Genomic DNA, 4,357 nt, shown 5'->3' with positions numbered 1-4,357 from the left:
TCACGATCATGAACGCCAACGACAACACGGTGCGGGTCACCGGGAGCTCGAACCAGGTGACCATCACGGGCACCGTCGCGGGCGCTCCGGCGCAGGACAACCGGGTGATCATCCTCGGCAGCAACGACACCGTCACCATCACCGACATGAGCAATCGTACGGTCGTGATCCGCGGCAACAACCTCACCTGCACGGGTGCCCCGCCGCCCGGCTGCTGAGGACGGACTGCGCGGCGCCGCGGGTGGAAGCCCGCGGCGCCTGCGCGGCACCCGGGCGGGACGCTCCTCCTCGCCGGCCCCGCCGCCGTCCGCCGCCCACCTGCTAGGATGTCCAGGCTTTGCCCTTGACACCCCTCGACCCCCTGGCCGCGGTCGCCGCCCAGGTGGGCCACCTCCAACGCCTCCTCGACGTGTACGGACCGCTGCTCACCGACCACCAGCGCGAGGCCTGCCGCCTCCGCCTCGACGAGGACTGGTCGTACAGCGAGCTCGCCGAGACCTTCGGGTGCACCCGCAGCGGCGCCTACGACCTCGTCCGGCGCGCCCTCGCCCAGCTCGAGCACTACGAGGAGCGGCTCGGCCACGCCGCCGAGCTGGCCCGCCGCGACGCCCTCGAGGCCGAGCTCCGCTCGGAACTGTCGAGGGGGGGTGTCCCCCCCCTCGCTCCGGCGGCAGAGCCGCCTGCGCTCACCCCGCCCCCGGCGCGACTCCGCGCCGCCGCGGGCGTTGCCCGCGGGGGTGGCGCCATCTCCGGCACACATGGGACCTCGTCGACCCCCGGCTCCGCCGGCGCCGCGGCCTCGGGGGCAGCCTAGATGTTCGACTCCCTGTCCGACCGGCTCGGCGAGGTCTTCAAGCACTTCACCGGCAAGGGGCGGCTCACCAAGGCCGAGGTGGAGGCCGGCCTTCGCGAGGTGCGCATGGCCCTGCTCGAGGCCGACGTCAACTTCAAGGTGGCGCGCGCCTTCGTCGACCGCATCCGGGAGCGGGCGGTGGGCGAGGACGTGCTCGAGTCGCTGACCCCGGGGCAGCAGATCGTCAAGATCGTCAACGACGAGCTGGTGGCCCTGCTGGGCAGCGAGCAGAAGCGCCTCACCTACCAGTCGCAGCCCCCGACGGTGGTGATGCTGCTCGGCCTCCAGGGCTCGGGCAAGACCACGACGGCGGTGAAGCTGGCCCTGGCGGTGCGCCGCGAGGGCCACCGGCCGCTGCTGGTCGCCGCCGACACCTACCGGCCCGCCGCCGCCCAGCAGCTGGAGCGCCTGGGCAAGGACAACAACGTCCCGGTGGCGATGCCCGACGGCAGGATGCAGCCTCCGGAGCTCTGCCAGCGCGGGGTCGAGGAGGCGCGACGGCTCAACTGCGACGTGGTCATCCTCGACACCGCCGGCCGGTTGCAGATCGACCAGCGGATGCTCGACGAGCTCAAGGAGGTCCGCCGGCTGGTGCGGGTGCACGACGCCCTGCTGGTCGTCGACTCGATGACCGGCCAGGAGGCGGTCAACGTCGGCAAGGCCTTCGCCGAGCAGGTGGGCGTCGACGGCGTGATCATGACCAAGCTCGACGGCGACGCTCGCGGCGGCGCCGCGCTCTCGATGCGCGAGACCATCGGCGTCCCGATCATGTACACGGGCGTCGGCGAGAAGCCGGCCGACCTCGAGCCCTTCCATCCCGAGCGGATGGCCTCGCGCATCCTCGGGATGGGCGACGTGCTCACCCTCATCGAGCGCGCCCAGCAGCACGTCGACGAGAAGCAGGCGGCGGCGATGGAGGAGCGCCTCTTCGCCGGCCGGCTCACCATGGACGACTTCCTCGAGCAGATGCGGCAGATGCGCAAGATGGGCTCGATGGAGAGCATCCTCGGGATGCTTCCCGGCGGCCGCAAGCTGGTCCAGCAGGCGGCGGGCGCGATGCCCACCGAGCGCGACCTCTCCCACATGGAGGCGATCGTCCTCTCCATGACCGCCGAGGAGCGGCGCCGCCCGGAGATCGTCAAGGGCTCGCGGCGCAAGCGCATCGCCCTCGGGAGCGGTACCGGGATCGCCGAGGTCAACCGGCTGCTCAAGGGGTTCGAGCAGATGCAGGCCGTGTTCAAGCAGCTGGGCGGCGGCAAGGGCACCAAGGGCACGCGCGGCAAGATGCGCATGCTGAAGAACCTGAAGGGCATCGACACCAGCCAGCTGGGTCTCTGACCCACCACCCTCCGACACCACAACCATCAGGAAAGGAGATGTTTTGGTCAAGATTCGCCTGAAGCGGATGGGCGCGAAGAAGCGGCCCTTCTACCGGCTGGTCGTCGCCGACTCGCGCAGTCCCCGGGACGGACGCTTCATCGAGGAGGTGGGCACCTACGATCCCATCGCCAACCCGGCGAAGGTGTCGATCGACGCCGACCGGGTGCGCGACTGGATGCGCAAGGGCGCCCAGCCCAGCGACATCGCCCGCAAGCTGCTCGAGCAGCAGGGTGTGCTCCAGCGGGCGCCGCGTCCCCGCGCCGCCGGCGCGACCGCGGTTGCGGAGCCGGAGGCGCCGGCGAGCCCGGCCGCCACCGAGCCGGTCGAGGCCACCGAGCCCGCGGCGACGGAGGACGAGGCGTGACCGACTACGGAGACCTCGCCCGCTTCATCGCGAACAACATCGTGGTCGACAAGGAGGCGGTCGCCGTCAAGGTGCGCCCCGGCGGCCGGCAGACGGTGGTCGAGATCAAGGTCGGCGCCGACGACATGGGCAAGCTGATCGGCAAGGGCGGCCGCAACATCGACGCCATCCGCGCGGTGGTGCGGGCCGCGGGGCTGCGCCACCGTCAGCGCGTCCAGGTCGACGTCGCGTAGTCGATGATCTCCATGACCGGGCCGGCCGAGGCCACGCCACCGCTGATCCGCGCCGCCCACGTGCGCCGTCCCCACGGCGTGCGCGGCGAGCTGCGCGTGCAGCCGCTGGGGGGTGACGCCGCACGCTTCGGGACGGGGCTGCGGCTGCGTGTCGAGAAGGGCGGCGAGGCCCTGGTGGTGACCGCCGCGCGGCCCACCGCCGACGGTGACCTGCTGCTCACCCTGGAGGGCGTCACCAGCCGCGAGGCCGCCGACACCCTGCGCGACGCCTACCTCTGCGTCGAGGCCGGCGACGCCCGCTCCCTCGGTGCCGACGAGTGGTTCGTCCACCAGCTGGTGGGGCTGCGCGCGGTGACCCCGGAGGGGGCTCGGGTCGGGGTGGTCGAGGACGTGGAGGAGTACGCCGCCCACCAGGTGCTGGTGATCCGCGACGGCGCCGAGCTGCGCCGGCTGCCGATGGTCCGTGCCTTCGTCGAGCGGGTCGACCTCGCCGGCGGGGTGGTGGTGGTCCAGCCCTGGGAGGAGGCCTGACGTGCGCGTCGACGTGCTCACCATCTTCCCCGGCGTCTTCCCCGGGCCGCTCGGCGTCGGGGTGGTCGGCCGCGCGCTCGAGGCCGGCACCCTGGAGCTGCACGCCCACGACCTCCGCGACCACACCGACGACCGCCACCGCCAGGTCGACGACATCCCCTTCGGCGGCGGCCCGGGGATGGTGCTGAAGCCCGAGCCGCTGGTGCGGGCGGTGCGCGCGTTCCGCGCCGCCGACCCCACGGTGCGCGCCATCCTGCTCTCGCCGCAGGGGCCGCGGCTCACCCAGGAGGTGGTCCGCGAGCTCGCCGCCGGGGACCACCTCCTGCTGGTGTGCGGTCGCTACCAGGGCGTCGACGAGCGCGCCCGCGAGGAGATCGGAGAGGAGCTGTCGGTCGGCGACTTCGTCCTCAGCGGCGGCGAGGTCGCGGCCATGGTGGTCGTGGAGGCGGTGGCGCGGATGCTGCCCGGGACCCTCGGGTCGCCGGAGTCGCTCCAGGGGGAGACCTTCTCCGGCGGCGCCTCCGACGTCGAGCCTCCCCTCTACACTCGCCCGGCGGTCTTCGAGGGCCGCGAGGTGCCCGAGGTGCTCCGCAGCGGCCACCACGCCGCCATCGAACAGTGGCGCCACGACCAGGCGCGGCAGCGACGCCTCCGGCTTCGCCCCGACTCCGACCCCCGTTCCCCGGTCCCGGCAGAGCCCGGACCGCTCACATCCCCTGCTGGAGGACCGCGATGAATGTGATCGACCTGCTCGAGCGAGAGCAGGAGAAGCCCGAGGTGCCGCAGCTGCGCAGCGGCGACACCGTCCGCGTCCACGTGAAGGTGGTCGAGGGGACGCGCGAGCGCATCCAGGTCTTCGAGGGGGTGGTGATCGCCGTCAACGGGACCGTCGGGGCGCGCACCAGCTTCACCGTGCGCCGGATCTCGCACGGCGTCGGGGTGGAGCGGCGGTTCCTGCTCCACTCCCCGCGGCTCGACCCGCGCCGCAGCCGCCGC

Annotated in this window: 8 protein-coding genes; all 8 read left to right on the top strand. The window is 72.9% G+C overall.

What is annotated here, in order from left to right; genetic code table 11:
• Window positions 1–218: hypothetical protein (locus tag VGL20_00935; GenBank protein ID HEY2702231.1), on the top strand; the 218-nt coding region annotated here is incomplete at its 5' end.
• Between the two features lie 119 nt (window positions 219–337).
• Window positions 338–814 carry a sigma factor-like helix-turn-helix DNA-binding protein gene (locus VGL20_00930; protein HEY2702230.1) on the top strand — a complete coding sequence of 159 codons (477 nt, stop codon included), beginning with the start codon at window positions 338–340 and terminating at the stop codon, window positions 812–814.
• Window positions 815–2,191: a signal recognition particle protein gene (ffh, locus tag VGL20_00925; protein ID HEY2702229.1), complete on the top strand. Its 1,377-nt coding sequence runs from the start codon at window positions 815–817 to the stop codon at window positions 2,189–2,191.
• 43 nt (window positions 2,192–2,234) lie between these two features.
• Complete coding sequence (rpsP, locus tag VGL20_00920) at window positions 2,235–2,597, top strand: 30S ribosomal protein S16 (protein ID HEY2702228.1); 363 nt, start codon at window positions 2,235–2,237, stop codon at window positions 2,595–2,597.
• Entirely contained in the window at window positions 2,594–2,830 is a 237-nt protein-coding gene (locus VGL20_00915) for a KH domain-containing protein (GenBank protein ID HEY2702227.1), read from the top strand. Before rpsP ends, VGL20_00915 begins: the two co-directional genes overlap by 4 nt.
• A 12-nt stretch (window positions 2,831–2,842) precedes the next feature.
• Window positions 2,843–3,361: a ribosome maturation factor RimM gene (rimM, locus tag VGL20_00910; protein ID HEY2702226.1), complete on the top strand. Its 519-nt coding sequence runs from the start codon at window positions 2,843–2,845 to the stop codon at window positions 3,359–3,361.
• Window position 3,362: 1 nt separating this feature from the next.
• A complete protein-coding gene (gene trmD, locus VGL20_00905; GenBank protein HEY2702225.1) occupies window positions 3,363–4,097 on the top strand; it encodes a tRNA (guanosine(37)-N1)-methyltransferase TrmD in 735 nt (244 codons plus the stop codon).
• The coding region (rplS, locus tag VGL20_00900) for a 50S ribosomal protein L19 (protein ID HEY2702224.1) at window positions 4,094–4,357 on the top strand (264 nt) is incomplete at its 3' end. The genes trmD and rplS, both read left to right, overlap by 4 nt.

It is taken from the genome of Candidatus Dormiibacterota bacterium (genome assembly GCA_036495095.1).
In the GTDB taxonomy this organism is placed as follows: domain Bacteria; phylum Chloroflexota; class Dormibacteria; order Aeolococcales; family Aeolococcaceae; genus CF-96.
This window is presented reverse-complemented; position numbering and strand designations above follow the sequence as displayed.

Excerpts from the sequence above, each read along its gene's own strand:
- ffh (HEY2702229.1), top strand. The coding sequence starts at position 815 with ATGTTCGACTCCCTGTCCGACCGGCTCGGCGAGGTCTTCAAGCACTTC.
- rimM (HEY2702226.1), top strand. The coding sequence starts at position 2,843 with ATGACCGGGCCGGCCGAGGCCACGCCACCGCTGATCCGCGCCGCCCAC.